This is a genomic window from Mesorhizobium sp. M8A.F.Ca.ET.207.01.1.1 (genome assembly GCF_004794715.1).
Classification (GTDB): Bacteria; Pseudomonadota; Alphaproteobacteria; order Rhizobiales; family Rhizobiaceae; genus Mesorhizobium.
On sequence record NZ_SRUS01000453.1, the window covers coordinates 1 to 307 of the forward strand.

The following is a 307-nucleotide window of genomic DNA, read 5'->3' on the forward strand; positions in this document are numbered from 1 at the left end:
GCAACCTGGTCGGCCTGCCGTTGCAGTCGCCGGGCGTGGTCTGGGGTGAGTCGCGTTCGATCGGTGCCTGCGCCGGCTTCACCGATGCGCGCTTTGCCACCACCACCGAGGTCTACCCGGACAGCCCGCGCACCAACCCGCAGGAATGCAATGACGCCCAGGTGGCTGCGGTGTGCGCCGGCCTGGATTTCGCCCTGGCCGCACAGTAACGCGCCACGTTCCGCGCCGTGACCGGCATCAGCTGGTGCCGCTCTGCCGGCGCAGTGCCAAGTGGCGCGGCGGTCGTCGCCCGGCAGCCGGCGAACAC

The 307-nt window shown here is 71.3% G+C and carries 1 protein-coding gene; it reads left to right on the forward strand.

The annotated features are described in order from the left end of the window. Nucleotides 1-209: hypothetical protein (locus EN850_RS36770; RefSeq protein ID WP_210238083.1), on the forward strand; the 209-nt coding region annotated here is incomplete at its 5' end. Between the last annotated feature and the right edge of the window lie 98 nt (nucleotides 210-307).